Below are 26231 nucleotides of genomic sequence, written 5' to 3'. Positions count from 1 at the left end.
CGCCCTTTGCCGCTTGACGTGACTACGCCGATCGTGATGTTTGCCGCCGAAAATGGATGCTGCGGCAAACGAGAATGAAGTCAGGCTGCGCAAGGGCACGTCGCTCAATGAGCGGCTCGTTCTCGCGGGCATTGCCGTCATTTTGTGCTTGATCGCCCTGCCCGGCCTCGCTCACCTTGCAAGCGACCAATGGCTCGGCATCGCCGCCCTCTTTGCGTTGCTGTTCGGGTGTCTTCTGCTGGGCGCGGCCCTCTTTGATCGCAACGTCGTCTGGATCATTACGCCAGGCGAAATCCTGATCGGCGAACAGCGTCCATTCGGGAAGTTGCACCGAAGATTGTCATGGATAACGAAATATCCAGGATACGTCTGCGAAAGAGCATCGGCAAATCAGTGGAGTTCACCCTCGTAGTCGAAATCGAATCGGGGGATACGCTCGCCTCACCTCCGCTGCCTGATATCACCCAGGTGCAAAAAACCACTTTGCAGATTGCCTGGCTGCTTCAGTTGCCAGCGCCCGAATTAGCCGAGAACCCGTTCGACGCCGCCAATCCCGGGATACGACTAGGTAAGCCGATCAGTTCCAAACGCGTCCGGGCATACAGGGCTCTTCTCGTGCTGCTCGTCTGCTCGCTGAGCCTTCCGTTCATCTATGCGCTCTGGAGCGGCAAATTGTCCGCCCTTGGAATCGCCGTCTGGTCTCTCAGCGCGATCATGGCCTTCGTGCTGATCAGATATCTCTATCGGACCAGTGCATTCTGGATTGTCCACGATGGCGTCATCAGGTTTGAACGGCTGTCGTTAATGGGTACGACAGAGGCGGACACGGTCGGCGGTGACGATGTCGAGCGCATCGATGTCGAAAGCGGCGGCCGGAAGGGCAGCCACTACGTAATCGCGATCCGGCTCCGCACCGGGCGAAAGATTCGCAGTCCAGTGCTGGTCGGCAAGGACCAAGCCCGTGCGGTGCAGGCCGAGATCGTCCGCAGACTGGGACTGAATCCATCTGGTGCCGGATAGGCCTGCACACCTGTTCCGCGCGGTACGCATGCATACACGCAGGTATAGTGTAATCGTCGCATCGGGCGTGGTAAGATAAACACCTGGTTCGGACGCAATTTTCGAAAACTGTAGTTCCGTTTTTCGAAGAAGATCGCGCCGACGAAACTGCGACAGGTGGTGCCGATGTTCGAAGGCTGGGATGCGGTCGTATTGGCCCGGGCGCAGTTTGCTTTCACGATGTCGTTCCACATCATATTCCCCGCTTTCTCGATCGGGCTCGCCAGCTATCTCGCCGTGCTCGAAGCGCTGTGGCTGTGGACCGGGCGCGAGGTCTACATCAACCTGTTCAACTACTGGCTAAAAATCTTTGCCGTCGCCTTCGGCATGGGCGTGGTGTCGGGTATCGTGATGTCCTACCAGTTCGGCACCAACTGGTCGGCATTTTCAGACAAGGTCGGACCGGTGATCGGCCCGCTGATGGCCTATGAGGTTTTGACCGCCTTCTTCCTCGAGGCAGGTTTCCTCGGCGTGATGCTGTTTGGCCTGAAGCGTGTCGGTCCAAAACTGCATTTTCTGGCGACGCTGATGGTCGCGATCGGCACGCTGATTTCGGCGTTCTGGATTCTGTCAGCCAATTCCTGGATGCAGACGCCGGCCGGCCATGCCGTCAATGCGGACGGGCAGTTCATCGCCGCCGACTGGCTGAAAGTGATCTTCAACCCGTCATTCCCCTACCGCCTCGTGCACATGGTGCTGGCGGCGTACCTGACCACCGCGCTGGTGGTCGGCGCGGTCGGCGCATATCACCTGCTCCGCGACCGCCACCTCGCCGGCCCGCGCGTGATGTTCTCGATGGCGATGTGGATGGCCACTTTGGTGGCACCGCTCCAGATCATCGCGGGCGATCAGCACGGGCTCAACACGCTGGAGCATCAGCCCGTGAAGATCATGGCGATGGAGGGTCACTTCCATAGCCACAAGGACGGCGCGCCCCTGATCCTGTTCGGCCTGCCCAACCAGGCCGCCGGCAGGGTCGACTATGCGATCGAAGTGCCGAAGCTGGGTTCGCTGATCCTCAAACACTCACCCGACGCACCGATGGCCGGCCTCGACACGGTGCCGCGCGAAAACTGGCCGCCGGTGGCGATCACATTCTGGTCGTTCCGGATCATGGTCGGGATGGGATTACTCATGCTGGCGCTCGGCCTGTTCAGCCTGTTGATGCGCGTGCGTGGCGCGCTGTACGATTCGCGACTGCTGCACATGTTTGCGGTCGCGATGGGGCCTGCGGGATTCGTTGCCGTGCTCGCGGGCTGGATTACCACCGAGGTGGGACGCCAGCCATTCACGGTTTACGGACTATTGCGGACGGTTGACTCGGCCTCGCCGCTGGCGGCACCCGCGGTCGCCTCCTCGCTGATCGCCTTCGTCATCGTCTATTTCATCGTGTTCACAGCCGGCATGGTCTACCTGTTCCGCCTGATGGCGGCGCCGCCGCATCCGGGCGAACAGGGGCCGTCGTCCGAGGCCCCGACCCGCACCGCCGGCATTACTCCCGCCGCGGGCGCCGTTGCCGAGGGAGCCGCCCGATGATCCCGATCGACCTTCCGACCATCTGGGCCTTCATCATCGCCTTTGCCGTGTTCGTCTATGTCGTGATGGACGGCTTCGATCTCGGCCTCGGCATCCTGTTTCCGCTCTTCCCCGAGAAACGGGATCGCGACGTCATCATGAACAGCGTCGCCCCGGTCTGGGACGGCAACGAAACCTGGCTCGTGCTCGGCGGCGGCGGCCTGATGGCCGCGTTCCCGCTAGCCTATGCGGTGTTGATGCCGGCGCTCTACACGCCGATGATCGTGATGCTGCTTGGCCTGGTGTTTCGCGGCGTCGCCTTCGAATTCCGCTGGCGCACGACAAAGGAACGGAACAGGTGGGACGTCGCCTTTTTCGGCGGCTCGCTGCTGGCGACGCTTGCGCAAGGCATTGCGCTCGGCGCCATCCTGCAAGGCGTGCATGTCGAGGGACGTCAGTATGCCGGCGGCTGGTGGGACTGGCTGACGCCGTTCAGCATCCTGACCGGCGTGTCGCTGGTGATCGGCTATTCGCTGCTGGGAGCGACATGGCTGGTCATGAAGACGGAAGGCGAATTGCGCGACCGCGCCTATCATCTGAGCTGGGTCCTGCTGCTGTCGATGCTCGGCGCGATCGGCGCGGTCAGCATCGCAACGCCCTTCCTTCATGTGCAGTACACGCAGCGCTGGTTCGCCTGGCCGAACATCCTGCTGACGGCGCCGGTGCCGGTCGCGGTGGCCGCGATCACAGTTTTTTTGCTGCGCAGCCTCGCCAACAAATACGACTACCAGCCGTTCTTTCTGACGCTGGCGCTGTTCGCACTGTCCTATGCCGGGCTCGGCATCAGCATGTATCCCTACATCGTGCCGCAGAGCATCACGATCTGGCAGGCGGCGGCGCCGGAGAACAGCCAGATCTTCATGCTGTTCGGCGTCGCCGTGCTGATCCCGCTGATCCTCGGCTATACCGCCTGGGCCTATTGGGTGTTTCGCGGCAAGGTCAAACCTGAGAGCGGCTATCATTGACCCAAATCAAGCCAGACCAGCGCCCGCTGACACAGCGTCTGCTGTGGTTCGTCGCGCTTTGGCTCGGCGGCGTCGGCACCGTGACGCTGATTTCGTTTTGCCTGAGGCTGTGGATCGCGCCGAAATAGGCCTGGCCGCAATATCCCATGAATTGGGCAATTGACGGAAACAGAAGACATTTCAGTCACCTATCTGCCTCATTCGCCCTAAACTTGCCATCAAGCTGGCCCTGAGATTTGATGGTTCCGCTGATTTGGCCAGCGCGCCCCGAGGAGAGCTCTGCGATGACAAAATTTCGGCACCTGATCTGGGCGATGATCGCTGCAAGCGGTCTGGTTCTTTCGGCCCCGCAGAGCCAGGCGCAGACGCGGCAGCCCGACGTCGGCGACCAGCCGGGGCTGCTTCCCGATGCGTCCGTCGAGCTCGATCCTCAATTCAGGAAGACGGCGGTGCTCTATCGCACCAACGAGGCGCCGGGCACCATCATCGTCGTCACCGCCGAGCGTCATCTCTACCTAATCCAGGGCAACGGCCGCGCGCTGCGCTATGGCATCGGCGTCGGCCGTGAAGGATTTCAATGGCAGGGCCTGGTCAACATCACGCGCAAGGCGGAGTGGCCGGACTGGACGCCGCCGCCGGAGATGATCGCGCGCCAGCCCTATCTGCCGCGCTTCATGGCCGGCGGCCCCGGCAACCCGCTCGGCGCCCGCGCGATGTATCTCGGCACCACCATCTACCGCATCCACGGCACCAATCGGCCCGACACCATCGGCACCGCCGTCTCTTCCGGCTGCTTCCGCCTGGTCAACGCCGACGTCGCCGATCTCTACGAGCGTGTGCCCGTGGGCACCAAGGTAATCATCCGGCAAAAGCCGGAACTGTAATTACAACGCGGTTCCTCCAGCCGATCCATTTCCCTGAAATTGTGAGTTAGAAAATGCTACGGACATTTCGAGGCGGCCTCGTGATCGGGCTGGCGGCCGCAATCGCGGTCGCGGCTATCGCAATCACCTATGAGCGTTACGACACCAAGACGCTGAAGCGGACCATCCGCCGCGGCGACGTGCTGTGCGGCGTCAACAAGGGCCTGCCCGGGTTCTCGATCCCCGACGACAAGGGTGACTGGACCGGCTTCGACGTGGATTTCTGCCGCGCAGTGGCCTCGGCGATCTTCGACGACCCCAAGAAGGCGAAATTCGTGGCCCTCGACGCCAACGAACGCTTCAAAGAGCTGCAGAGCCGCAAGGTCGACATTCTCTCCCGCAACACGACCTGGAGCATGTCGCGCGAGAGCAACTTCGCGCTCTATTTCCCGGCGGTGGCCTATTATGACGGCCAGGGATTCATGCTGCCGCGCTCGCGCAACATCGATTCTGCACTCGACCTCAACAACAGCAAGGTCTGCGTGCAGGAGGGGACGACGACGGTGCTCAACGTCGCCGACCATTTCCGCGCCAACAACATGAAATATACCGAGGTCAAGTTTTCCAAGCTGGAAGACGTACTCAAGGCCTATGAATCCGGCAAGTGCGACACCTTCACAGCGGACGTCTCCCAGCTCTACGCACTCCGGTTGAACCTTATCCAGCCGAGCGACCATGTCATCCTGCCCGACGTCATCTCCAAGGAGCCGCTCGCGCCCGTGGTGCGCCAGCGCGACGACGACTGGATGATGATCGTGAAGTGGACGCTGTATGCCATGATCAACGCCGAGGAACTCGGCATCACCTCGAAGAACATCGACGAGGCGATGAAGTCGAAGAAACCCGATGTGATGCGGCTGGTCGGCACCGAGGGCGCCTACGGCGAAGACCTCGGCCTGAGCAAGGACTGGGCCGCCCGCATCATCCGCCATGTCGGCAATTACGGCGAGGTCTACGAGCGCAATGTCGGCGAAGGATCGAAGCTGAAGATCCCGCGCGGCCTGAATTCGCTCTGGAGCAATGGCGGCATCCAGTACGCGCCGCCGATCAGGTGACGACCGAAAAGGTCGTCATTCCGGGATGGTCCGAAGGACCAGACCTCAGATGCGCAATTGCGCATCGGGCCGCGGCGTACTGGATCACCCGCCCCTTGAGGGGGCGGGTCGGCTCGCATGGAGCAAAGCGCAATGCGAGACGGGGTGGGGTGAAAGTCTCTCCACTCAGGCACTGTCAGATGTGGAGAGACCTTCACCCCACCTCGGTTCGCATTTCATGCGAACCGATCCTCCCCCTCCAGGGGAGGATAGAAACCAAGATCAATAACTCTTCATCCGCGCCAACTGATCGGCGTGATAATTGCTGTCCCCAAACAACTCCTGGCAGACCCGCGCGCGCTTCATGAAGAAGCCGATGTCGAACTGGTCGGTCATGCCCATGCCGCCGTGCATCTGGACGCCCTCCTGCACCGCCAGCGTGGCGGTGGTCCCCGCGCGTGCCTTTGCGACTGCGACCGCCGCGCTCGCGTGCTCGAAATCGCCGTCCAGCGTCTGCAGCGCCTTCAACACTGCAGCCCGGGTGATCTCGATATCGATGTAGAGCTGGGCTGCGCGGTGCTGCAGCGCCTGGAATTCGCCGATCAGCTTGCCGAACTGCTTGCGCTCCTTCAGATAGGTGACGGTGCGGCCGAATACCTCTTCGCTCAAGCCCACCATTTCGGAGGCCACCGCGCCGCGGCCGATATTGAGCAAGCCTTCCAGCAGCGCCCCGCCCTGGTCGACCTCGCCGAGCACATGATCCGCGTCGACCTCGACATTGGCGAATTCGATTCTGGCGGCGTTATGCGCATCGACCATCACGGTGCGTTCGACCGCGATGCCCTTGACCTTGGGATCGACCAGGAACAGCGTCAGTCCGTTGCGCTCGCCGGCCGCGCCGCCGGTGCGGCCAGCGACGATCAGGAGATCGGCGGTGTGACCATCGACTACGAGGGCCTTGGCGCCGCTCAGCTTGAACCCGTTGCCAGAGCGCACCGCCTGCAAATTGGTCTGCAGCGGGCGATGCTTGGTGCCTTCATCGACCGCGAGCGCGGCCAGCAGCGAGCCGTCCGCAATCTTCGGCAGATGCGCCGATTTCTGTACTTCGCTGCCACCGCGCGATAACGCGGAGGCCGCCAGCACCGCAGTCGACAAGAACGTCGACGGCATCAACGTGCGGCCGATTTCCTCCATGACCACGCCGGCCTCGACGCAGCCGAGTCCAGAGCCGCCGAAGTTCTCCGGCACCAGCAGCCCGGAAAAGCCCATCTCGGCAAACGCTTTCCAGAGGTCGCGGGAAAATCCCGTGGCATCCTTGCTGTCGCGCAAGCTGCGCAGGTGCGCCACCGGCGCCTTGTCGCTGATAAGGCCGCGCGCGCTGTCGCGCAGCATGGATTGTTCTTCGGTGAGGACGAGTGCCATTGGACAGATATCCGCTTCAGAGGTGAATTAGGTTACTTCGTCGTCCCTGCGAACGCAGGGACCCATACGCCGCGGCCTATCGAGTATGAATGGTGCTAGCGTCACAATACTCAGACAGCGGTGGTTATGGGTCCCTGCTTTCGCAGGGACGACGAGAGAGGTTGGGCGCTCACGCCCCCGGCAGATCGAGGATGCGCTTGGCGACAATGCCGAGCATCACCTCGCTGGTACCGCCTTCGATCGAATTGGCCTTGGTGCGCAGCCAGGCGCGCGGGCGGGCGCCGCCCCTTGAGCGTTCGCTTTCCCATTCCAGCGCTTCGATGCCGCCGGCCGACATCAGGATTTCGTGGCGGCGCTTGTTGAGCTCGGTGCCGTAGTATTTCATCGCCGAGGAAAACGCCGGATGCGACTGCCCGGCTTTGGCGAGATCCACCGCGCGTTCGGCCGCCGCGCCAAGTGCCGCCTCGTCGATTTCGAAGGTCGAGATCTGGCTGCGCAGCATCGCATCTTCCAGCCGGCCCTGCTCGTCGGCGCCGATGGAATCGGCTGCGACCTGGCCGAGCGGCCGGCCGACGCCGCGCTCGCCCATCCCCGAGATCATCGCGCGCTCATGCTGCAGCAGATATTTCGCAACATCCCAGCCGCGGTTGACGGTGCCCACCACATGCGATTTTGGCACGCGCACATTGTCAAAGAAGGTTTCGCAGAACGGCGAATAGCCAGAGATCAAAAGGATCGGCTTGGTCGACACGCCCTTCGAAGCCATGTCGAACAGGATAAAACTGATGCCGTCGTGCTTCTTCGCCGTCGGATCGGTCCGCACCAGGCAGAAGATCCAGTCCGCGTAGTTCGCGTATGACGTCCAGATCTTCTGGCCGTTGATGACGTAATCGTCGCCGTCGCTCTCGGCGCGGGTTTGCAGCGAGGCGAGGTCCGATCCGGCATTCGGCTCGGAATAGCCCTGGCACCAGCGGATCAGGCCCGCGGCGATTTTTGGCAGATGCTCCTTCTTCTGCGCCTCGTTGCCGTACTTCAACAGCGCCGGCCCGAGCATCCAGATGCCGAAGCTGGACAACGGCGAGCGAGCCCCCATCGCCGCCATCTCCTCGCGCAGCACCTTGTGCTCTGCGGGCGCGAGTCCTCCGCCGCCATATTCCTTCGGCCAATCCGGCACGGTCCAGCCCTTGTCGCGCATCCGCTCGAACCAGACGCGCTGCGGCTCGGACGAGAATTTTGCGTTACGGCCGCCCCAATAGGTGTCGTTCTCCGAGGTCATCGGACGCCGCATCTCCGGCGGGCAATTGGCCTCCAGCCAGGCGCGGGTTTCATGGCGGAATGTTTCCAGATCGGACATATCGGCGTTTCCATGTGGGATGTTGGAGATGACCTTAGCCCTCGCGTTGCGGAATTCAATATATGTCTGACGTCAGCCCATGCCGCGCCGGCGGTGGTCATGACGCCCGATCGGGTGTATGCGCAAAGCCGTAACGATTGAAAAACAAGAGGAAACGGGCATGCGCCTGAAATTGCTTTCGCCTGGCGAAATGAGCGCCGAACAAAAAGAAACCTACGACGAAGCGATATCCGGCAAGCGCGGCGCCCCGCCGGCGCCGATGATGGCCTGGCTCAACAGCCCGGACATGGCGCGGCACGCCACGCGGCTTGGTGAGCAACTTCGGTTTAACACGATTTTTCCGGCAAAGCTTTCGGAGATCGCGATCCTCGTCACTGCGCGGCACTGGACCTCGCATTACGAGTGGTTCGCGCATAAGCGTCTGGCGCTGAAGGGCGGCATGGACCCGAAGATCATCGAGGACATCCGCGACCGTCGCACGCCTGTGTTCGACGACCCAAAGGGCCAGATGATCTACGACCTCGCCAAGTCGCTGCATGAGGGCAAGGGCGTGTCGCAGGCGCTGTATGATGAGGCCGTGAAGGTGCTCACCGAACGCGGGATTGTGGAAGTGATCGGGTTGTGCGGCTACTACACGATGGTGTCGATGACGCTGAACACGTTTGAGTTCGGACTGCCGGATGGAGAGGTGTCCGATCTTGCGTGATCGCAGGCGGTGACTACGTGTCCCGGACGCGGTGCAGCGCTCTCCCGGCGATGCGAAGCATCGTCCGGTGCGCTGCTCCGCAGAGCCGGGACCCATGCCGGCCGCACCCAATATGGGCCCCGGCCTAGCAGCGCATCGCTAGCGCGCTGCGCAGCATCCGGGGCACGGATACTTTACAACGCGGAGATAGACATGCCCCAGAACCCACCCATCATCGCCGGCACCCGGATCGGGCATGTCCATCTCAAGGTCGCCGATCTCGAGCGCGCGCTGGGGTTCTACTGCGGCGTGCTCGGCTTCGAGGTGATGCAGTGCATGGGCTCCGGGGCCGCGTTCATTTCGGCCGGCGGCTATCACCATCACATCGGCCTCAACACCTGGGAAAGCAAAGGCGGCCATCCGCCGCCGCCGGGCACCACCGGGCTGTTTCACACCGCCATCCTCTATCCCACGCGCCCGGCGCTGGCGGATGCGCTGTATCGCGTGATCGAGGCCGGCATCGAGCTTGATGGCGCCAGCGATCACGGCGTCAGCGAGGCGCTCTATTTGCGCGATCCCGACCAGAACGGCGTCGAGCTCTACCGCGACCGGCCGAAGGAGGAGTGGCCCCGCGCGTCGGACGGCTCGCTGGCGATGTTTACGAAACGGCTGGATCTGGAGGATTTGCTGCGGGCTCGGGAGAGTTGATCCTCACGGTCCTTATCCTCCCCTGGAGGGGGAGGATCGACGCGCGCGAAGCGGGCGGCGAGGTGGGGTGATCTCTCAACACGGGCACTGTCGGATGTGGAGCGACCGTCACCCCACCTCGGTTCGCATTCCATGCGAACCGATCCTCCCCCTCCAGGGGAGGATAAGATCGTCGCCAGCCCCGATACTGCTGCGAGTCTCCATACCGGTCCCGTGTCGCTTCGCTCCATCCGGGCTACGCTTTCTTTGCACGCCCGCGAATCATGACCAGCACGGCCGCCGTCAGCTCCACCGCGATACAGCCATAGAACGGCAGCGTATAGCTCCCCGACAGATCGTGCAGCAGGCCGACCACGCCGGGCCCAAACGCGTAGGTGATCTGGTTGATCGCCGTAATCAGGCTGACCAGCACGCCGAATGAACGCGGGTCGAATTCGCGTTGCACGATCAGCGCCGGCAGCGTGATCAGATTTCCGACCGAGAAACCAAACAGCGCACAGGCGGCGATCAGCGCGTAATCATGATGGACGTTGATGACGATGAGTAGCGCGACCGCTTGGCTGACAAAGGAGAGCGAGGACGCCAGCCGCTGGTTCATCCGGTCGATCACGAAGGAAAACAGCACGCGGCCGACCACCGCCATCGCCGTCAATAGCGCCATCGCAATTGCCGCCTGCTGCCGCCCGATCACCGAATCCAGAAACGCGATCAGATGCACGATGAATCCGACCTGCGCGAACAGCACCAGCGCGAACGCCGCTGATACCGAGAGGAAGCCGATATCGCGAAAGGCGCGCGCGCGAATTTGCGTCGGCGACGGCGCATCCGCGGCCTCGACATCGCCTGCGTCCGAATGAACCGGCGGCCGCCCGACGGACAGCAGGATCACCGGAACCATCACCGCGACCATCGCCACGGCGGATGCAGTCATCGCGCCAGCAAAGCCGAAATAACCAATGGCCATGATCAGCAGTGGCACGCCGACGATGCCGCCGAAACTTGCGCCGTTCAGCGCCAGGCTGATCGCCATGCCGCGCTTGCTGTCGAACCAGAGGCCCAGCACGTTGGTGATGATGCCGAGGCTGGTGCCGGCCCAACCGAAGGCGAGCACGGCGTTGGCCAGGTAAAGCTGCCAGGGTTCCTGCACCTGACCGATCGAGATCGCGGCCGCCGCCATCGCCAACGTTCCCGCGATCAGGCAATTGCGCGGACCGAACGCCTTGATGGCTTCGCTGACGAACGCGACCAGTGCGGCGCCGAACAGATAGAAGAACGTGGTGCCGGACGAGATCAGCGAAGCCGGCCAGCCGTGCAGCCGCTGCAGTTCGGCGACATAGACGCTCTGGCCATAGAAGCCCAGCCCCCAGCCGAACGTCGCCAGCAGGAAACAAACGACAACGATGCGCCAGCCATCGTAGCGGATCGAGGTTTCGTCCAGAGGGGTGTAGTTGCGAGCGTCCAAAAGATGCCTCTTCGTTTCTGCCGCGTCATTGCCGCGCTTGCCCGGCACATGTCGGCAACAGTTCACAAAGCTACAAGGACCATCAATTCGACGCGCACCGAACTGTCAGCAGGTGGCAGCTAGGCCGCCGGCTTCGACGGATCGTAGAAGAACCGTTCGCGAAACACCCGGTCGCCGCGCCATTCCTGCAGCGCGACCTCGTCGAACCGGCCGGTCTTGCCGGAATGGTAGACGAATTCGAACACCCAGTTGATTGCGACGCGATCACCCTCGACGACCGAGGCGACGCAAGTCGACGTCACGCTCTTGACCCGTTCCAGCACCGCGCGCTCATGCGCCACGAGGAGATCGCGGCCGACCCGCGGCGGAGCGGCATTCTCCTGCATGCTGGCGTCCTCGGTGTAATAGCGCTCGATCGCCCCGGCATGATCGCCGGAGACGACGGCTGCAATGAACTCATCAAGACGGGCGCGCGTCGGCATGAAGCCTCCTGCAATTAAAATTGAAGATCAGATACCCGGACCGGGAATCTCGTTGACCGTCTGCAATTTCGCGCGGCGCTTTGCGAATGACGCCAACGACAGAACCACTAGGCCCAGCAGCACCGGCGGGAACACCACCATGTTTACCATCGACCAGCCGTAATGCGCCAGCAACTGACCGGACGAGAACGATCCCAGCGCCATCATCCCGAACACCAGGAAATCGTTGAAGGCCTGCACCTTGTTGCGTTCCTGCGGCCGATGCGTTTCCAGCACCAGCGCGGAAGCGCCGATGAAGGCAAAGTTCCAACCGACGCCGAGCACGATCAGCGTCGCCCAGAAATGCATCGCGGTAATGCCGGCAAGGCCGATGCCTGCCGCTGCCGCCTCCAGCAGCAAGCCGAGCGCAACGATTTTCGGCGCGCCGAAGCGCGCGATCAGCGAGCCCGTGAAGAAGCTCGGCCCGTACATCGCGACGATGTGCCACTGAATGCCGAAATTTGAATCGCTGACGGTCAGCCCGCACATCTTCATGGCAAGCGGTGCCGAGGTCATCACCAGATTCATCATGGGGTACGCAATCACTCCGCACAGCGCCGCCGCAATGAAGCGCGGCTGCCGCGCGATCTCGAACAGCGGCCGGCCGCCATGCATATCTGACGGCGCGGGTCTTGGCGCATCGACGCCCCACAGCACCGCCATCGCCACCAGCGCGACAAACGCCTGCACCACGAAGCTGAAGGCAAACAGGTAAGGCGGCCAGATGTCCATCGTCCATTGCACGAGCTGCGGACCGAGCACGCCGGCGAACACGCCGCCCGCCATCACCCATGACACAGCCTTCGGCCGAAACGCGGTGCTGGCGCCGTCGGCGGCGGCAAAACGATAGGACTGCGCGACCGCGCCGTAGAGACCGCCGAGAAACGTCGCGCCGCAGAACAGCCAGAACGAAGCATACAGGACGGCGATTGCGGCGAGCGCGCCGGTCAGCACGCCGCAGAAGGTGCCGATGATGAAGGCGATGCGGCGGCCATAAGCCCGCGAGATCGCGCCGGTCGGCAGCGTGCCGGCGGCGAGCCCCAGCACATACATCGAGAGCGGCACGGTGGCGAGCGAGATGGTCGGCGCCAGCGTCGCGCCGACGATGGAGCCGGTGGCGAAAATCACCGCTGAATTGGCCCCGGTCAACGCCTGCGCCGCCGCCAGGCGCAGCACATTGGCGCGCGCCCGGGCGTCGTTGGCGACCTCTTCGGTGGCTGTCGTATCCAGCATCGGCATTCCCGCCCGGCAGGCCCCGGGCAGGGAGCCTCATCAATTCATTGCGAGGCACTATGAAGATGTGAGGGGACGCGATCAACCGGCGCAAACGGGCGCACGCCATGCGAGGAGCGCACATTGGACAGCGCGCGGACAACAGCCTACATCGAGGTCGCCCCGATCATGCCTATTGCGGTACAAGCGACCGGTGTTTCTGGAGTTCAAGCATGGCAATCGACGACAGGCCGACCATCGCCGCGCCCGACGATGATCCCTATCTCTGGCTCGAGGAAATCGAAGGCGAACGCGCGCTGGACTTCGTCGGCCGGCAAAGCCGGCTGACGCTGGAAAGCTTTGGCGGCCGCCAATTCGAGACGGATCGCGATACGCTTGCGGCGATCTATGACCGAAGCGACAACATTCCCTATGTCGCGCGCCACGGCGGGCTGGTCTACAATCTCTGGAAGGATGCCAAAAATCCGCGCGGCCTCTGGCGGCGCACGACGCTTGCAGACTTTCGCAACGCGGAGCCGGACTGGGAGACGCTGCTGGACGTCGACCGCCTCGCCACCGAAGAGGACAGGGATTGGCTGCTCCACTGGACGCAGCCGCTGCCGGGAAACTCGCGCGTGATCGTAGGCCTTTCGAAAGGCGGCAGCGATGCGGTGACGCTGCGCGAATTCGATCTGGACACCAAAACTTTCGTTGCCGACGGTTTCACTTTGCCGGAAGCCAAGAGCGGGATCGAATGGGTCGACGCCGACACGCTCCTGCTGTCGAGCGCCCTTGGCGAGGGCATGGCGACAACATCCGGCTATGCGAGAACCGTCCGGCTGTGGCGTCGCGGCGAACCCGTGGAACGAGCGCCGGTGCTATTCGAAGTGCCGGCCGACCGGATGGCCGCGTACTGCAGCGTCGATGACACCGGCCCAACACCGCGGATGTGGTTCATCGATCGGATCGACTTCTTCCATCAAAATATCTGGCTCGGCACCGAGGCCGGTCCACACACGAAACTCGGCTTGCCGACCGACATCTGGCTGGAAGCACATCAGGACTGGCTGGTCGTGAAACTGCGTGGAGCCTGGACGGTCGCTGGCAACACCTATGCGCCGGACAGCGTGCTCGGCATCTCGCTCTCGGCCTTCCTGGCCGGCGACCGCAACTTCACCATCGTGTTCGAACCGGCGCTACGGCGGGCGTTACAGGGCTTTTTCTGGACGGCCGGCAAACTTGTATTGTCGATCCTTGACGAGTTGCGCCCGGTGTTCGAAATCTGCACGCCGTCAGCAAGCGGCTGGACGCGCGCGAGACTGCAGGGCCTTCCCGAAATCGGCGTGGTCGATGTCTGGCGCCTCGACCGTCACGAAGCCGAGAGCAACGGCGACCTGCTCGCCAACGTGCAGGACCCGTTGACGCCGCCCTCGCTGCTGCTGATCGAGGGAGTCGCCAGCCCCGCTTTATTGAAGCAGGCGCCGAAGACCTTTTTCGCCGACGGACTCGTCGTCACCAGCCGTGAGGCGATTTCGGTAGACGGCGAGCGCATTCCCTATGTGCAGACCGGTCCCGCCACCGAGACCGGCGATGCACCGGTCTATATGAGCGCCTATGGCGGCTTCGGCCTTGCCGTGAAGCCATATTACGATTCCGCACTCGGCAAGCTCTGGCTGGAGCGCGGGGGCACCACGGTGCAGGCCAATATCCGCGGCGGCGGCGAGTTCGGCACGCGCTGGCATGATGCCGGCCGTTACGCCGGAAAACGGCTGGCGCATGATGATTTCGCGGCGGTTGCCGCGGACCTCGTGAAGCGCGGCGTGACCCGCGCCGACAGGATTGCCGCCGAAGGCGGATCGAACGGCGGCATCCTGATCACCAACATGCTGGTGCGCTACCCCGAAAGATTCGGCGCGCTGTTCTGCACGATTCCGCTGATCGACATGCGCCGCTACACAAAGCTGCTCGCGGGCGCGAGCTGGATCGCGGAATATGGCGATCCCGACAAGCCCGCGGAGTGGGAGTGGCTGAAAACTTATTCCGCCTATCACACCGCAACGCCGGGCCAGAACTACCCGCCGATCCTGATCGCCACCACGCGCCGCGACGACCGCGTGCATCCCGGCCACGCCCGCAAGATGGCGGCCAAGCTGCAGGCGATGGGATATGAGGCCTGGTTCTACGAGCCGGCAGCCGGTGGTCACGGCTATGGCAAGGACAATCGCGAGCGCGCCGGGTTCATCGCGCTGGGATACGCGTTTCTCAGAGAGAAAATCGGCTGGACAGATGGCACCGTGTAGCTGACTTGCGCCGGTGTGAGGGTGGGCAAAGGCGCTTGCGCCGTGCCCGCCATCACACTCTGCTCGGAATGGTGGGCACGCTTCGCTTTGCCCACCCTACAACGATGCTACGCGTATTACGCTCCGATTCCGCCGCACGAAAACGTCCTTTCACGGCCGCTTCTTGCCTGGTCTCTTTTCGGCTCGCACCGCACCGGTCTTGTGAACCTTTGAGCGAGGATCAACGACGCCGGTGTGCGGGAAGCCCGGACTCCAATCAAGCGCAATCGTGGCGGCGAAGCCGAAGAAGCTGGAGCGGCTCATGCCGAGTTCCGTCGCGCGCTTGTCGATCCGCGCAATCAGGCTCTTCGGCAAATAGACGTTCACCCGCTCGGACGGATCCGGCGGATCGACCCCGACAATGAAATAGGCGACGACGTCGGCGCCCTTGGGCAACACGATCTGCTCGATCGGCGTCGCCGCCGGCAGCGGCCTGCCCTGCTCGGCCATTCCGTCCACCGCTCGCGCCAGCGCACCCTCCGCTTTCTCGATCGCCTCTTCCTGCGACCGCCCGCCGGCAACGCAGCCCGGGAAATCGGGAAACCACGCGCCGAGCGCACCGCGCGGACCGCGCTCCAGCACTGCCGGATAAAGCCGCTTCTTCAATCTGGCCTCCCCACGACTGTTATGCTATTTAACACACACGATTGTGTGTCAAATCACACATGAATGATTAGCATAGGCCATGATGGAGGCAAAATGGACACGCAGGCCGAACTCCGCATCGTCCGCGCCGCATACGCCAAGCAGGTACTTGCCGCCGCAGTGGTCGACGATACACGCCTCGCTCAGGCCTTTGCCGCCATCCCCCGCGAGGACTTTCTCGGCCCAGGTCCGTGGCTGGTGCGACGGTGGTTACGCAACTATGCGTCGACACCCGACGCCGACCCTGTCTATCTCTATATCGACGACGTGGTCGCGCTCGTGCCCGAGCGTGGCGTCAATAACGGGCAACCGTCGCTGCACGCCCTTCTCATCCATCAGGCCTTGCCCGCGGTCGGCGAGCATGTGGTGCATGTTGGAACTGGCGCGGGCTATTACACCGCTATCCTCGCTCATCTCGTCGGGCCATCAGGGCGGGTAACGGGGATCGAATATGATGCGAGCCTCGCCGCGCTTGCCAGAGCCAACCTGGCGTCCTATGCGAATGTCGAAGTGATTGAAGGCGACGGCACGCAGGTGCCATTCGAGGCCGCCGATGTCATCTATGTCAATGCCGGCTGCACGCGGCCAGCGACACGCTGGCTCGATGGTCTTGCCGATGGTGGCCGCCTGATCATGCCGATGACGTCGGATCAGGGATTTGGCGGCGTCGCGCCGGAGCGCATGGCGAGTGCCGGCGCGGTATTCCGAATTGAGCGAAGAGCCGCGAACTACCTTGCACAATGGATATCGCCAGTTGCGATCTTCCCCTGCGCCGGCAGCCGCGACGAGGCGTCCGAACGAGCGCTTGCCGAAGCCTTTACCGGTGGTGGCTGGCAGAAGATCACACGGTTGTATCGAGACGAGGACGTTCCCGACGAGCGCTGCTGGCTTCGCGGACCAGGATGGTGCCTCGCCTATCATTGAGGTGCGGAAAGGCGCTACGCCGACGCGTCCGATCGCGCGAAGACCAAAATCATGTTGTTGGCGGGCATCTCCGCGGCTTCGATCAGTGCGAGACCCACGCCCGCGGCGAGCTTTTCGAGATCGGCGATGTCGCGCACGCCCCATTCGACATCCTGCTCGCGCAGGCTGGTGTCGAACACGGCGTTGCTCATCGCGGTGTGCTTGCCCTCGCGCTTGAACGGGCCGTAGAGAAACAAGCGCCCGTCTGCGCGCAGATATCGCCCCGCGCCAGCGAACAGGCCCTCGGCGACGCGCCATGGCGCGATGTGGATCACGTTGGCGCAAAACACCGCCAGCAATTCCGCCGGACCGCCGCCGTCATGCATCGCCGGACACCATGCGGGATCGGTGAGATCGATCCGCAGCGGCGGACGAATGTTCGGCAAGACGGCATGCGCGCGCCACGCTTCGATGCTCTTCAGGTGCCGCTCGTTGAGATCGCTCGGCCACCAGGTGACGTCGGGGGTGTGTTTTGCAAAATGAACGACATGCTGGCCGGTGCCGCTGCCGGCCTCTACGACGTCTCCCGCTTTGCCAACGAGGAATTTTTGCAGCATCGCCCAGATCGGCGCATGGTTGCGATGAAACGCCGCCGCATCGAGCCGGCCGTCCGGTTCGACCGGCCGGCCATCCTTGCCGAACTCCACTACATACTCGGCCACTACCGCCTCGCCTGAAAATCGTTGTGGGTCTGAAACGCCGAAGGCGTCACTTCAGTTCGCCGCAATAAATCTCTTTCAGCACCTGCAGCAGGCGCAATGCACGCTCATCGGCCACGCGATAATGCAGCGTCTGCGACGTCCGCCGGAATTCGACCAGGCCATCGGCGCGCAATTTCGCCAGATGCTGCGACAAAGCGGACTGGCTCAGCTTGACGATGCCGACGAGTTCCCCGACCGTCATCTCGCCGCGCACGGCCAGAAAGCAGAGGATCAGCAAACGCTTTTCGTTGGCGAGCATTTTGAGCAGTTGCGCGGCTTCGCCCGCCTGCTTCGCCAGCTTCTTCAGCGCTGCCGCATCGTTGGCATCGGGCGCGGATTGTGTCTCTTTGGCTGCCGCCGCGGCTGCTCTCATAGGTCAAATCCGGAGTGGTTTTCCGTGCCTGCGAAGCACAGATATCATACTACCGCCCAAGCCTTTCTTTAGCATTGACTAAATTAGCAAATGCCGATACCGGTTCAAAAAAGCAAGAAATAATGCGGCGATGTGGCCGCGAGGGGAAGAAAACGTGCGGCATAACCCGTTACGCAGCAAAGCTATTCCCTCCGAGCTTGCTAGCTCGGACGCGCCTTTGGGGCGACGCGGCTTTCTCACCCTCGGCGCGGCGCTGACCGGCAGTCTTGCCCTAGGCGCCAAACCCGCCATGGCCGACCCCGTGCAGGAATCTCCTCCTGCGGACGCCCCCTGGTCGCAATCGATCGGCGCGGGCGTCGTCGACCGGCCTTATGGCCGGCCCGCGGATACCGAAGCCTCCGTCATCCGGCGCAACGTCCCCTGGCTCACCGCCAGCGCGGAATCGTCCGTGAGCTTTTCGCCGCTGCAGGACCTGCACGGCATCATCACGCCGAACGGACTGTTCTTCGAGCGCCACCATGCGGGACGGCCCGACATCGATCCGGCGCAGCACAAGCTGATGATCCACGGGCTGGTCGAGCGCCCGCTGCTGCTCACCATGAAGGACATCCTGCGCTTTCCATCGATATCGCGCATCCATTTCATCGAATGCCCGGCCAATGGCGGCATGAACTGGCGCGCCGCGCAGATGAACTCGCTGCAGTTCAGCCACGGCATGGTCAGTTGCGCCGAATGGACCGGCGTCCGGCTGTCGACGCTGCTGGAAGAAGTCGGCATCAAAAAAGAAGCGAAGTGGGTGATGGTCGAAGGCGCCGACGGCGCGCATATGAACCGCAGCCTGCCGCTCGACAAATGTCTCGACGATTGCCTTGTGGTCTATGCGCAGAACGGCGAGGCGCTGCGCCCCGAACAGGGCTATCCGCTGCGGCTGGTGGTGCCGGGCTGGGAAGGCAACGTCAACATCAAATGGCTGCGCCGGATCAAGCTCGGCGACAAGCCATGGCACTCGCGCGAGGAAACCTCGAAATACACCGACCTGATGCCTGATGGCACCTCGCGCGGCTTCACCTGGCTGATCGATGCCAAATCGGTCATCACCTTTCCCTGCCCGGAAAAGCCGCTCGATGGGCCGGGCCTCTATGAAATCAGGGGGCTGGCGTGGACCGGCAACGGCAAGGTCAGGCGCGTCGATGTCTCGATGGACGGCGGCGTCAACTGGCAGACCGCGCGGCTGCACGAGCCGGTGCTGTCGAAAGCGCTGACGAAATTCACACTACCCTGGCGCTGGGACGGCCGCCCGGCGCTGGTCGCATCCCGCGTCATCGACGAAACCGGTTACGTGCAACCGACAATTGCGGAGCTGCGAAAGCAGCGCGGCTCGAACTCGGTCTACCACAACAATTCTATCCAGACCTGGCAGGTCAAATCAGACGGAAGCGTCTTCAATGTACAGCTCGCGTAAGATTTGCCTGCCGATCATGGCCATCGTGCTTGCGGCCGGAAGCCTCGCAGGCGCGGCGGAGCCCGGCTCGTTCGGTTACGGCAGCGCGGCGACGCCGGCGCAGATCGCCGGATGGGACATCGACGTGCGCGGCCAGGACGGAGCGGGCCTGCCGCCGGGCAAGGGCACGGTCGACAGGGGCGCCGACGTCTATGCCGAGCAATGCGCCGCCTGTCACGGAACCTTCGGCGAAGGCGAAGGCCGCTTTCCCAAGCTGGTGGGCGGCGTCGGATCGCTCCGGGACGAGCGCCCGGAGCCAACGGTCGGCAGCTACTGGCCGTTTGCCCCGACCCTGTGGGACTATATTAACCGCGCCATGCCGATGGCCGCGCCGCACACATTGTCAGCGGATGACGTTTATGCTTTGACCGCCTATATTCTGAGCCTGAACGACCTCGTTCCCCATGAATTCGTTGCCGATCGCAACAGCTTGCCGAAAGTCAAAATGCGCAATCGCGACAATTTCATCTGGACCGACCCGCGACCCGATACGATGGCCAAGCCCTGCACGAACGCTTGCGTCAACGCCGCCGATGTCAGGATATCGTCGACGGCCGAAGGCAGGAATCTCACGCCACGCACGACCGGACCGCTTGATACCATGCAACCGAAATAGAAATACGGAAACGCCTGTGACCGACCATTCACTGACGAAACCCGCAATGCTCCCGGCGTTCGCGCTGGCGCTTGTGATCGGCGCTTTCCTGTCGACAGGCACGGCGCATGCGCAGTCCGCCGCGGCCGAAGGCCAGAAGCTCGCCTTCGATCGCAGCAAGGGCAATTGCCTGACCTGCCATGTCATCAAGGGCGGCAACCTTCCAGGCTCCATCGGACCGGAACTGATCGACATCAAGAGCAAGTATCCCAATCGCGCGGATCTCGTTGCGATCGTTCACGATGAAACCGAGCGCAATCCCCTGACCGTGATGCCGCCATTCGGACGAAACCGGATTCTGACTCCAAAGGAAATCGAAGCGGTCGTTGATTTCCTGCAAACGCTGTGAAGCAAGACCAAGAGATTTAAGGCTGTGACGTGCGCGCGCACGCTTTAGGAGACGATGGACATGACTGACGTCGGATTTTCGGCCACGCGGCGGCTGATCCTGCAGGGTGCAGGCGCGGTCGCGCTCATAGGCCTCGGCAATCCACTGTTTGGCCTGACGCCGGCGCTCGCCGCGGCCAACGACAAATACCCGGAAGAGGCGTTCAAGGCGAAGAGCGAAGCCGATGCGATCAAGGCGCTCTACGGCAAGACGGCGGAGCCTTCGGACAAGGTCAAGATGGACGCGCCCGAAATCGCGGAGAACGGCGCCGTGGTTCCGATTTCGGTGACGACGACGCTGGCGGACGTGACCTCGATCTCGTTCCTGGTCAGTGAGAATCCGGTCGCACTGGTGGCGTCCTACAGGATTCCGGCAGGCACGCTTCCAAACGTCGCCAACCGCATCAAGATGGCGCGGACCAGCAACGTGATCGTGGTCGTGGAAGCCGGCGGCAAGCTTTACAGCGCCAACAAGGAAGTGAAAGTCACCGTCGGCGGTTGCGGCGGCTAACGGGCAGCGCGCATGATCCGGGAATGTAGACACCGGTTTTTCCTCGCGACAAACGCGGAACGCGTTTGCGCGGAGATCATGTGCCAAGGAACAGGCTAGGAGAATTCAGATGGCATCGACCATTCGCGTGCGCGCCACTTCGAGCGGCGAGACCACCGAGGTGCAGGCACTGATCCAGCACCCGATGGATTCCGGCTTCATCAAGGACGCCAAGGGCGAGATCATTCCGCCACACTTCATCCAGCAACTGACGTTCGAGTATGGCGGCAAGAATGTGTTCACGGCCGATTGGGGCGGCGGCGTCTCCAAGGATCCCTACGTCAAGTTCGCCTTCAAGGGCGGCAAGAAGGGCGACGAGCTGAAGATCAGCTGGGTCGACAACAAGGGCGCGACCGACACCACCACGGCGAAGATCCAATGAAGCTGCGATCCGCGATTTATCTGGCTTCCGCCGCGCTTGCATTCGCGGCGCTGACGCTTGCGAGCAGCTTGCCCTCAGGCGCATCTGACAAGGTCGATCCCGTCGCCGACGCCAAGGCGTTCCAGAAATTCTTCACCGACAAATTTCCGAAGGTGAAGTTCGAAGATTTCGTCAACGGCCCCTATTCTATGAACGAGGACCTGCACCGGCAGTGGCAGGAGAAGGAGCAATTCCCGCCTTACGAGTTCTCGCTCGAAATGGGCAAGGAGATGTTTTCCAAGCCGTTCAAGAACGGCAAGAGCTATGAGGATTGCTTCCCCAACAAGGGCATCGGCATCCGCCAGAACTACCCTTACTTCGACGAGAAGGAAGGCAAGGTCATCACGCTCGAATTGGCTTTGAACCGCTGCCGCGAGGCCAATGGCGAACCGCCGTATTCCTATGTGAAGGACGAAATGGCGGCGCTGACCGCCTATATGGCCTTCACCTCGCGCGGCAAGCCGATGGACATCAAGATCCCGGATGATCCGCGCGCGCTCGCGGCCTACGAGAACGGCAAGGAGTATTTCTACACGCGGCGCGGCCAGCTCAATTTCTCCTGCGCCACCTGCCACGTGCAAAGCCCGGGCGAGCGCATCCGCGCCGAAGTCCTGGCGCCCGCGCTCGGCATCGTCAACGCGATGCCGATCTACCGCTCGGAGTGGAGCGGTATGGGAACCACCAGCCGGCGCTTCACCACCTGCAACAGCCAGATCCGTGGCGTGCCGCTCAGCCCGCAGGACGATGAATATCGCAACGTCGAATATTATTTGTCTTATGTCAGCAACGGGCTACCGATTTCGGGTCCGGGAGCGCGGCCATGAGGAACATGATGCAGAAATTCGCATTGATTCTGGCGCTGCTGGCCGCGGGCGCTGCGTCCGCGCTCGCCGCGGGTTCCGAGGACGAGTTCAAGGCGGCTTACGCCGCCGCTGAAGCCGCCAACAAGGAAGCCGGCAAGCTTCGCAACCAATGGACCACCACGGCGTCGACGCTGGCGGCGGCGAAGAAGTCGGCCGATGCCGGCGATTTCGACAAGGCCACCTCGTCCGCCAAGGAAGCCGAGGCGCTGGCCAAGGCTTCGATCTTCCAGGCCACCAGCGAGAAGACCCGCTGGAAGGAAATGGAGATTCGCTAGAGCATGATCCGGAAAAGTGGAAGCCGGTTTTCCGCCAAGATTATGCTCAACAATTAAGAGCCATTACGACGCGCGGAGACCCGCATGACCATCCGCCGCCGCGATTTCCTGACGCTAGCGGGCGCCGCCACCCTGACGGGTGGCCTGCCGCGGCTCCGCGCGCAGGCCGCCGATAATAACGCGGGCGTTTACGATCTCGAGCGCTTCGGCAATGCGCGCATCCTGCACATCACCGATACCCATGCGCAGCTTCGGCCGGTGTTTTTCCGGGAGCCGAGCGTCAATCTCGGCGTCGGGCCGATGCGCGGCAACCCGCCGCACCTTGTTGGGCGGGCCTTCCTCGACCGCTTCGGCATCCGGCCCGACAGTGCCGATGCCTATGCTTTCACCTGCATCGAGTTCGAGAAAGCTGCCGGCCGCTTCGGCAAGCTCGGCGGCTTCGCGCATCTGAAGACATTGGTCGACCGGATGCGCAGCGAGGCCGGCGCAGGGCGCGCGTTGCTGCTCGACGGCGGCGACCTCTGGCAGGGCACCGGCCTTTCCAACACGCTGCAGGGCGCCGACATGGTCGACGCCGCCAACCTGCTCGGCATTGAGGCGATGACCGGCCATTGGGAATTCACCTACGGCGAGAAGGCGCTGCGCGCCAACCTCGAACGCTTCAAGGGCGAATTTCTGGCGCAGAACGTCTTCCTCACGGAAGAAGCCGCCTTCAACGACGCCAAGGCGTTCGATCCGGCTTCGGGACGCGTCTTCAAGCCGTCCATCATCAAGGAAATCAGCGGGTATCGCATCGCCGTGATCGGGCAGGCGTTCCCCTATGTGCCGATCGCGCACCCGAAGCGTTTCACGCCGGACTGGAAGTTCGGCATCCGCGACGAGGAGCTGCAAAAGCTCGTCGATACGCATCGCAACACCGACAAGGTCGATGCCGTCATCCTGCTCTCGCATAACGGCATGGATGTCGACCTCAAGCTCGCCAGCCGCGTCACCGGCATCGACGTCATTCTCGGCGGCCATACCCACGACGCCGTGCCGCAGCCGATCGCCGTAACCAACGCAAGCGGCGTCACGCTCGTCACCAATGCCGGTTCGAACGGCAAGTTTCTGGCGGTGCTCGATCTCGACGTCGGCAAGGGCAAGGTCAGCAATGTACGCTACCGGCTGCTCCCGGTGTTTTCGGAGTTGCTGAAGCCCGATACCGCCATGCAGGCGCTGATCGACAAGATACGCGCGCCGCATGCGGCGGCGCTGGACGAAAAGATTGCCGCCGCCGACCGCCTGCTCTATCGCCGCGGCAATTTCAGCGGCACGATGGATCAACTGATCTGCGACGCGCTGCGCGGCGAATTGAATGCCGAGATCGCGCTGTCGCCGGGTTTTCGCTGGGGCACCACCGCGCTGGCGGGCCAGCCACTGACGATGGAGGACGTGATGGCGCAGACCGCCGTCACCTATCCGGAGACCTACGTCCAGACCATGACCGGCGGCCAGATCAAGGACGTGCTGGAAGACATCTGCGACAATCTCTTCAACGCCGATCCCTATTACCAGCAGGGCGGCGACATGGTCCGCGTCGGCGGCCTCGCCTACACCTGCAGTCCGAACGAGAGCGTGGGCAAGCGGATTTCCGAACTGAAGCTCGACAACGGTCATGCGCTGCAAGCCGGCAAGAGCTACAAGGTGGCGGGGTGGGCCTCGGTCAACGAGCAGAGCGGCGCGCCGGTCTGGGACGTGGTCGCCAGGCATCTCCGCTCCGGCAAGCCGCCCAACCGGTCGCTGCCTGGCGTCACGCTGAAAGGCGTCGAGGACAATCCGGGCATTGCGGGACAGGGATGAGCGGTTTTTCGACATTCATTCGCACCGTGGCCGCGGCGCTTCTGATCGCAGCCGCCGCGCCCGAAGCCCGCGCCCAGCAGGCGCCGCTGCAGGACAAGCCGTTTGCCGAGCACAAGGTCGTGCTGCAGCTCTCCGACAACGACCCGCGCAAGCAGGGCCTCGTGCTCAGCGTCGCCAGCAATTTGATGAAGCACTACGATCCCGACAAGGTCGCGATCGAGGTCGTCGCGTTCGGTCCCGGCATCGAGCTGCTGCGCCCGGAAAATCCCAACCGCAAGATGGTCGAGAGCCTGGTGGTGCAGGGCGCGCGTTTCGACATCTGCCTCAACACCGTCGATACGCTCGAACGCGAGGCCGGCAAGCGGCCGGAATTCATATCAGCGGCAACGCCGGTGCAGGTCGGTGTCGCTCAAATACTATTTTTGACCGAGAACGGCTACACATTGGTGAGGCCATGACCGCTCACACCGTCATTGCGAGCGAGCAGGCCGCGAATGCGGCCCCCTCCCGTCATTGCGAGCGAAGCGAAGCAATCCATCTATCCCTGCGCGAAAGCTGGATTGCTTCGTCGCTAACGCTCCTCGCAATGACGTGAAGAGCAGGGCTGGAGCTACGTCCGGCCATAATGTGATAGACTTGAGAAGCAACATCCGGCAGCAGCGGTCATGATCTTCCGTCAGCTCTTCGACAGCGTTTCGGGCACCTACAGTTACCTGCTGGCGAGCCGCGCCGGCGGCGAGGCGTTGATCCTCGACCCCGTGCTGGAGAAGGCCGACCGTTATTGCCAGCTCCTGCGCGAGCTCGATTTGCGGCTGGTGAAGGCGGTCGACACCCATCTGCACGCCGACCACGTCACGGGCCTCGGCGAACTGCGCGACCGCACCCAGTGCATCACCATCATGGGCGAGCAGAGCAAGGCTGACGTGGTGTCGATGCGGGTTTCCGACGGCGACAAGGTGATGATCGAGGGCCTGAGCCTCGACGTCATGTACACGCCCGGCCACACCGACGATTCCTATTCTTACTTGATGGGCGACCGCGTCTTCACCGGCGATACGCTTCTGATCCGCGGCACCGGCCGCACTGACTTTCAGAACGGCTCTTCGCGCGCACAATATGAATCGATCTTCAACCGGCTGCTGAAACTGCCTGACGAAACCATGGTGTTCCCCGCCCACGACTACAAGGGCGACACGGTTTCCACCATCGGCGAGGAGCGGCGTTACAATCCGCGTCTTCAAGTACGCTCGGTCGACGAATATATCGAGCTGATGGCCAACCTGAAGCTGCCGAACCCGAAGATGATGGACGTTGCCGTGCCCGCCAACATGCATGTCGGCCTGCATCAGGAGGAGCTTGCCAAGCAGGGGCTAGCGCTAAGCGCCCGCGACGCGATCAACCGTCTCGGCCGGCCCGACATCCTGCTGGTCGATTTGCGCGAAACCAGCGAGCGCGCCAAACACGGCACGATCTCGGGCGCGCTGCATGCGCCCTACCCCGGCATCGCGGAGAGCCTGAAGCCCGGCGGCATGCTGCGCGAAGTAGCCGCCGCCACCGGCCGCCGCGTCGTGTTCTTCTGCGCCTTCGGTGAACGCTCCGCTATGGCGGTGACCGCCGCGAAGAACGCGGGGCTGGCAAATACGGCGCATATCGAGGGCGGGATTGATGCCTGGAAGAAGATCGGCGGCCCGGTGGTTCAGGGGTGAAGACCGTAGGGTGGGCAAAGGCGCTCTTGCGCCGTGCCCACCATCTATCAACGGATTGCCGCTAGATGGTGGGCACGCTTCGCTTTGCCCACC

The 26231-nt window shown here is 62.9% G+C and carries 29 protein-coding genes; 20 read left to right on the top strand and 9 right to left on the bottom strand.

Translation table 11 applies throughout. The features are described 5' to 3' along the window. Nucleotides 1–22 precede the first annotated feature (22 nt). On the bottom strand, nt 23–331 hold the full coding sequence (locus tag IVB22_RS15880; RefSeq protein WP_247518251.1) for a hypothetical protein: 309 nt from the start codon (nt 329–331) through the stop codon (nt 23–25). Nucleotides 332–342: 11 nt separating this feature from the next. Between IVB22_RS15880 and IVB22_RS15875 the strand changes: the two genes are divergently transcribed. The 6 genes from IVB22_RS15875 to IVB22_RS15850 all read left to right on the top strand — a co-directional run bounded on the left by IVB22_RS15875 (nt 343) and on the right by IVB22_RS15850 (nt 5577). Beyond that, nucleotides 343–1020, top strand: a complete 678-nt coding sequence (locus IVB22_RS15875) for a hypothetical protein (protein WP_247518250.1) — start codon at nt 343–345, stop codon at nt 1018–1020. 165 nt (nt 1021–1185) lie between these two features. Beyond that, the gene (locus IVB22_RS15870; protein ID WP_247518249.1) at nt 1186–2595 is read left to right on the top strand and encodes a cytochrome ubiquinol oxidase subunit I; all 1410 of its coding nucleotides are present in this window, start codon (nt 1186–1188) and stop codon (nt 2593–2595) included. Further along, on the top strand, nt 2592–3599 hold the full coding sequence (gene cydB, locus IVB22_RS15865; protein WP_249805220.1) for a cytochrome d ubiquinol oxidase subunit II: 1008 nt from the start codon (nt 2592–2594) through the stop codon (nt 3597–3599). The genes IVB22_RS15870 and cydB overlap by 4 nt, the downstream gene beginning before the upstream one ends. Continuing rightward, nucleotides 3596–3727 carry a DUF2474 domain-containing protein gene (locus tag IVB22_RS15860; RefSeq protein WP_249805219.1) on the top strand — a complete coding sequence of 44 codons (132 nt, stop codon included), beginning with the start codon at nt 3596–3598 and terminating at the stop codon, nt 3725–3727. Before cydB ends, IVB22_RS15860 begins: the two co-directional genes overlap by 4 nt. Nucleotides 3728–3883: 156 nt before the next feature. Continuing rightward, nucleotides 3884–4483, top strand: a complete 600-nt coding sequence (locus IVB22_RS15855; protein ID WP_247518248.1) for a L,D-transpeptidase — start codon at nt 3884–3886, stop codon at nt 4481–4483. A 53-nt stretch (nt 4484–4536) separates the two neighbouring features. Continuing rightward, nucleotides 4537–5577 (top strand): amino acid ABC transporter substrate-binding protein, encoded by a 1041-nt coding sequence (locus tag IVB22_RS15850; RefSeq protein ID WP_247518247.1) that lies wholly within the window; start codon nt 4537–4539, stop codon nt 5575–5577. Nucleotides 5578–5838: 261 nt separating this feature from the next. Here the strand turns inward: IVB22_RS15850 and IVB22_RS15845 are convergent, their stop codons facing one another. Continuing rightward, the gene (locus IVB22_RS15845; protein ID WP_247518246.1) at nt 5839–6978 is read right to left on the bottom strand and encodes an acyl-CoA dehydrogenase family protein; all 1140 of its coding nucleotides are present in this window, start codon (nt 6976–6978) and stop codon (nt 5839–5841) included. A 169-nt stretch (nt 6979–7147) separates the two neighbouring features. After that, nucleotides 7148–8332 (bottom strand): acyl-CoA dehydrogenase family protein, encoded by a 1185-nt coding sequence (locus tag IVB22_RS15840; protein ID WP_247518245.1) that lies wholly within the window; start codon nt 8330–8332, stop codon nt 7148–7150. Nucleotides 8333–8492: 160 nt separating this feature from the next. On the opposite strand from IVB22_RS15840, the gene IVB22_RS15835 reads away from it, so the two are divergent. Then, on the top strand, nt 8493–9038 hold the full coding sequence (locus tag IVB22_RS15835; protein WP_247518244.1) for a carboxymuconolactone decarboxylase family protein: 546 nt from the start codon (nt 8493–8495) through the stop codon (nt 9036–9038). Nucleotides 9039–9230: 192 nt separating this feature from the next. Further along, nucleotides 9231–9725 carry a VOC family protein gene (locus tag IVB22_RS15830; protein WP_247518243.1) on the top strand — a complete coding sequence of 165 codons (495 nt, stop codon included), beginning with the start codon at nt 9231–9233 and terminating at the stop codon, nt 9723–9725. A gap of 235 nt (nt 9726–9960) precedes the next feature. Here the strand turns inward: IVB22_RS15830 and IVB22_RS15825 are convergent, their stop codons facing one another. The 3 genes from IVB22_RS15825 to IVB22_RS15815 form a co-directional block, all read right to left on the bottom strand. Then, nucleotides 9961–11187 carry an MFS transporter gene (locus IVB22_RS15825; RefSeq protein ID WP_247518242.1) on the bottom strand — a complete coding sequence of 409 codons (1227 nt, stop codon included), beginning with the start codon at nt 11185–11187 and terminating at the stop codon, nt 9961–9963. 119 nt (nt 11188–11306) lie between these two features. After that, nucleotides 11307–11669 (bottom strand): nuclear transport factor 2 family protein, encoded by a 363-nt coding sequence (locus IVB22_RS15820; protein ID WP_247518241.1) that lies wholly within the window; start codon nt 11667–11669, stop codon nt 11307–11309. A 27-nt stretch (nt 11670–11696) separates the two neighbouring features. After that, on the bottom strand, nt 11697–12941 hold the full coding sequence (locus tag IVB22_RS15815) for an MFS transporter (RefSeq protein WP_247518240.1): 1245 nt from the start codon (nt 12939–12941) through the stop codon (nt 11697–11699). Between the two features lie 212 nt (nt 12942–13153). Between IVB22_RS15815 and IVB22_RS15810 the strand changes: the two genes are divergently transcribed. Further along, a complete protein-coding gene (locus IVB22_RS15810) occupies nt 13154–15220 on the top strand; it encodes a prolyl oligopeptidase family protein (RefSeq protein ID WP_247518239.1) in 2067 nt (688 codons plus the stop codon). Between the two features lie 150 nt (nt 15221–15370). Here the strand turns inward: IVB22_RS15810 and IVB22_RS15805 are convergent, their stop codons facing one another. After that, nucleotides 15371–15865 (bottom strand): type II toxin-antitoxin system HicB family antitoxin, encoded by a 495-nt coding sequence (locus tag IVB22_RS15805; protein WP_247518238.1) that lies wholly within the window; start codon nt 15863–15865, stop codon nt 15371–15373. A 93-nt stretch (nt 15866–15958) separates the two neighbouring features. On the opposite strand from IVB22_RS15805, the gene IVB22_RS15800 reads away from it, so the two are divergent. Continuing rightward, complete coding sequence (locus IVB22_RS15800; RefSeq protein ID WP_247518237.1) at nt 15959–16828, top strand: protein-L-isoaspartate O-methyltransferase; 870 nt, start codon at nt 15959–15961, stop codon at nt 16826–16828. Nucleotides 16829–16842: 14 nt separating this feature from the next. Here the strand turns inward: IVB22_RS15800 and IVB22_RS15795 are convergent, their stop codons facing one another. After that, nucleotides 16843–17529: a DUF938 domain-containing protein gene (locus tag IVB22_RS15795; RefSeq protein WP_247518236.1), complete on the bottom strand. Its 687-nt coding sequence runs from the start codon at nt 17527–17529 to the stop codon at nt 16843–16845. A 46-nt stretch (nt 17530–17575) separates the two neighbouring features. Then, nucleotides 17576–17941: a helix-turn-helix transcriptional regulator gene (locus IVB22_RS15790; RefSeq protein WP_247518235.1), complete on the bottom strand. Its 366-nt coding sequence runs from the start codon at nt 17939–17941 to the stop codon at nt 17576–17578. A 130-nt stretch (nt 17942–18071) separates the two neighbouring features. On the opposite strand from IVB22_RS15790, the gene soxC reads away from it, so the two are divergent. The 10 genes from soxC to IVB22_RS15740 all read left to right on the top strand — a co-directional run bounded on the left by soxC (nt 18072) and on the right by IVB22_RS15740 (nt 26138). Continuing rightward, nucleotides 18072–19403: a sulfite dehydrogenase gene (gene soxC, locus IVB22_RS15785; RefSeq protein ID WP_374207539.1), complete on the top strand. Its 1332-nt coding sequence runs from the start codon at nt 18072–18074 to the stop codon at nt 19401–19403. Next, nucleotides 19387–20058: a c-type cytochrome gene (locus tag IVB22_RS15780; RefSeq protein ID WP_374207538.1), complete on the top strand. Its 672-nt coding sequence runs from the start codon at nt 19387–19389 to the stop codon at nt 20056–20058. Before soxC ends, IVB22_RS15780 begins: the two co-directional genes overlap by 17 nt. A 46-nt stretch (nt 20059–20104) precedes the next feature. Continuing rightward, nucleotides 20105–20446 carry a sulfur oxidation c-type cytochrome SoxX gene (gene soxX / locus IVB22_RS15775; RefSeq protein ID WP_247518329.1) on the top strand — a complete coding sequence of 114 codons (342 nt, stop codon included), beginning with the start codon at nt 20105–20107 and terminating at the stop codon, nt 20444–20446. Nucleotides 20447–20506: 60 nt separating this feature from the next. After that, the gene (gene soxY / locus IVB22_RS15770; RefSeq protein ID WP_247518234.1) at nt 20507–20995 is read left to right on the top strand and encodes a thiosulfate oxidation carrier protein SoxY; all 489 of its coding nucleotides are present in this window, start codon (nt 20507–20509) and stop codon (nt 20993–20995) included. Between the two features lie 109 nt (nt 20996–21104). After that, nucleotides 21105–21416: a thiosulfate oxidation carrier complex protein SoxZ gene (soxZ, locus tag IVB22_RS15765; protein WP_247518233.1), complete on the top strand. Its 312-nt coding sequence runs from the start codon at nt 21105–21107 to the stop codon at nt 21414–21416. Then, on the top strand, nt 21413–22279 hold the full coding sequence (soxA, locus tag IVB22_RS15760; protein ID WP_247518232.1) for a sulfur oxidation c-type cytochrome SoxA: 867 nt from the start codon (nt 21413–21415) through the stop codon (nt 22277–22279). Before soxZ ends, soxA begins: the two co-directional genes overlap by 4 nt. An 8-nt stretch (nt 22280–22287) precedes the next feature. Next, nucleotides 22288–22593 carry a hypothetical protein gene (locus IVB22_RS15755; protein ID WP_247518328.1) on the top strand — a complete coding sequence of 102 codons (306 nt, stop codon included), beginning with the start codon at nt 22288–22290 and terminating at the stop codon, nt 22591–22593. A gap of 84 nt (nt 22594–22677) precedes the next feature. Next, on the top strand, nt 22678–24432 hold the full coding sequence (gene soxB, locus IVB22_RS15750; RefSeq protein ID WP_247518231.1) for a thiosulfohydrolase SoxB: 1755 nt from the start codon (nt 22678–22680) through the stop codon (nt 24430–24432). Continuing rightward, nucleotides 24429–24890, top strand: coding sequence for a hypothetical protein (locus tag IVB22_RS15745; RefSeq protein ID WP_247518230.1), 462 nt, complete (start codon nt 24429–24431; stop codon nt 24888–24890). The genes soxB and IVB22_RS15745 overlap by 4 nt, the downstream gene beginning before the upstream one ends. Before the next feature lie 207 nt (nt 24891–25097). Continuing rightward, entirely contained in the window at nt 25098–26138 is a 1041-nt protein-coding gene (locus IVB22_RS15740) for an MBL fold metallo-hydrolase (protein WP_247518229.1), read from the top strand. Nucleotides 26139–26231 lie beyond the last annotated feature (93 nt).

It is taken from the genome of Bradyrhizobium sp. 190, assembly GCF_023073415.1.
Taxonomy (GTDB): Bacteria; Pseudomonadota; Alphaproteobacteria; order Rhizobiales; family Xanthobacteraceae; genus Bradyrhizobium.
Note: the sequence above shows the minus strand (reverse complement) of the source record. Positions and strands in the feature narration are given on the sequence as shown.

Bases quoted from the DNA above. Each gene is read 5' to 3' on its own strand.
- IVB22_RS15740 (WP_247518229.1), top strand. From the start codon at position 25,098: ATGATCTTCCGTCAGCTCTTCGACAGCGTTTCGGGCACCTACAGTTAC.
- IVB22_RS15875 (WP_247518250.1), top strand. From the start codon at position 343: ATGGATAACGAAATATCCAGGATACGTCTGCGAAAGAGCATCGGCAAA.
- IVB22_RS15845 (WP_247518246.1), bottom strand. From the start codon at position 6,978: ATGGCACTCGTCCTCACCGAAGAACAATCCATGCTGCGCGACAGCGCG.
- cydB (WP_249805220.1), top strand. From the start codon at position 2,592: ATGATCCCGATCGACCTTCCGACCATCTGGGCCTTCATCATCGCCTTT.
- IVB22_RS15835 (WP_247518244.1), top strand. From the start codon at position 8,493: ATGCGCCTGAAATTGCTTTCGCCTGGCGAAATGAGCGCCGAACAAAAA.
- soxC (WP_374207539.1), top strand. From the start codon at position 18,072: ATGTGGCCGCGAGGGGAAGAAAACGTGCGGCATAACCCGTTACGCAGC.
- IVB22_RS15850 (WP_247518247.1), top strand. From the start codon at position 4,537: ATGCTACGGACATTTCGAGGCGGCCTCGTGATCGGGCTGGCGGCCGCA.
- IVB22_RS15755 (WP_247518328.1), top strand. From the start codon at position 22,288: ATGCAGAAATTCGCATTGATTCTGGCGCTGCTGGCCGCGGGCGCTGCG.
- IVB22_RS15815 (WP_247518240.1), bottom strand. From the start codon at position 12,941: ATGCTGGATACGACAGCCACCGAAGAGGTCGCCAACGACGCCCGGGCG.
- IVB22_RS15800 (WP_247518237.1), top strand. From the start codon at position 15,959: ATGGACACGCAGGCCGAACTCCGCATCGTCCGCGCCGCATACGCCAAG.
- IVB22_RS15855 (WP_247518248.1), top strand. From the start codon at position 3,884: ATGACAAAATTTCGGCACCTGATCTGGGCGATGATCGCTGCAAGCGGT.
- IVB22_RS15810 (WP_247518239.1), top strand. From the start codon at position 13,154: ATGGCAATCGACGACAGGCCGACCATCGCCGCGCCCGACGATGATCCC.
- soxX (WP_247518329.1), top strand. From the start codon at position 20,105: ATGCTCCCGGCGTTCGCGCTGGCGCTTGTGATCGGCGCTTTCCTGTCG.
- IVB22_RS15830 (WP_247518243.1), top strand. From the start codon at position 9,231: ATGCCCCAGAACCCACCCATCATCGCCGGCACCCGGATCGGGCATGTC.
- IVB22_RS15820 (WP_247518241.1), bottom strand. From the start codon at position 11,669: ATGCCGACGCGCGCCCGTCTTGATGAGTTCATTGCAGCCGTCGTCTCC.
- IVB22_RS15745 (WP_247518230.1), top strand. From the start codon at position 24,429: ATGAGCGGTTTTTCGACATTCATTCGCACCGTGGCCGCGGCGCTTCTG.
- IVB22_RS15840 (WP_247518245.1), bottom strand. From the start codon at position 8,332: ATGTCCGATCTGGAAACATTCCGCCATGAAACCCGCGCCTGGCTGGAG.
- IVB22_RS15790 (WP_247518235.1), bottom strand. From the start codon at position 17,941: ATGAGAGCAGCCGCGGCGGCAGCCAAAGAGACACAATCCGCGCCCGAT.
- soxZ (WP_247518233.1), top strand. From the start codon at position 21,105: ATGGCATCGACCATTCGCGTGCGCGCCACTTCGAGCGGCGAGACCACC.
- soxY (WP_247518234.1), top strand. From the start codon at position 20,507: ATGACTGACGTCGGATTTTCGGCCACGCGGCGGCTGATCCTGCAGGGT.
- IVB22_RS15870 (WP_247518249.1), top strand. From the start codon at position 1,186: ATGTTCGAAGGCTGGGATGCGGTCGTATTGGCCCGGGCGCAGTTTGCT.
- soxA (WP_247518232.1), top strand. From the start codon at position 21,413: ATGAAGCTGCGATCCGCGATTTATCTGGCTTCCGCCGCGCTTGCATTC.
- soxB (WP_247518231.1), top strand. From the start codon at position 22,678: ATGACCATCCGCCGCCGCGATTTCCTGACGCTAGCGGGCGCCGCCACC.
- IVB22_RS15780 (WP_374207538.1), top strand. From the start codon at position 19,387: ATGTACAGCTCGCGTAAGATTTGCCTGCCGATCATGGCCATCGTGCTT.